Source organism: Saccharomonospora iraqiensis subsp. paurometabolica YIM 90007 (assembly GCF_000231035.2).
GTDB classification, from domain to species: Bacteria; Actinomycetota; Actinomycetes; order Mycobacteriales; family Pseudonocardiaceae; genus Saccharomonospora; species Saccharomonospora paurometabolica.
The window spans coordinates 1-670 of the sequence record NZ_KI912191.1 but is presented as its reverse complement, the minus strand read 5'-3'; the positions used below and the strand labels follow the sequence as shown (position 1 = coordinate 670).

Below are 670 nucleotides of genomic sequence, written 5' to 3'. Positions count from 1 at the left end.
CTCGCCTACGCCGAACGGCGCTACGCGCTGCGGACCGGCACGGTCTGAGCACGGGCGGCGGCCCGGCCGGGTGAGCGGTGCCGCCCCGGCGGGTGGGGCGTCACGCCGGGTCCGCGTTGGCCTGTGGTCGGTCCGAGACGGGCCAGACGTAGGGCAGGTCGTCGGGCACCTCCGGGAAGTACGCCCGGTAGTGCTCCGGGTCCTTGCGCACGAGCGCGCTGCGGTGGCTGCGGTGGAACTCCTCGTCGCCGAGCCACGGCGGGAGATCCCCGGCCGCGGCCAGTTCCTCCTGCCCGCGCACCACGGCGGTCCCGGTGGCGCCGGTCAGGTCGGTCACGAGCTTGTCGGCGCAGGTGTCGGCCCGCCCCTCGGCGCACCAGCGTTCGCACATCACCAGGCCGTACCGGGTCAGTGCCTCCTCATAGCCCGCCCACATCCGCACGGCGGGGTGCCGGCGCCAGCCGTGGCCGGGCACGGTCAGCCCGCGCAGCACCTGCAGGGCCTCCACCCGCTGTTTGCCGAGCCGCCGCAGGTCCAGTACCCGCGCCGTCCCGGCGAAGTCCGGGTACGGCAGGAACGTCTGCACCGCGGGTTCCCTCCCGTCGTCAGGCCCGTGCCGCACCCGCCCGGGCCGGGTCGCCCGGTGCGGCCGGGGCACGGGCCGCCAGCG

1 protein-coding gene is annotated in these 670 nt (G+C 76.7%); it reads right to left on the bottom strand.

Translation table 11 applies throughout. The features are described 5' to 3' along the window. Positions 1–100: 100 nt before the first annotated feature. Positions 101–586 (bottom strand): MSMEG_6728 family protein, encoded by a 486-nt coding sequence (locus SACPADRAFT_RS0201580; protein ID WP_007027890.1) that lies wholly within the window; start codon positions 584–586, stop codon positions 101–103. Between the last annotated feature and the right edge of the window lie 84 nt (positions 587–670).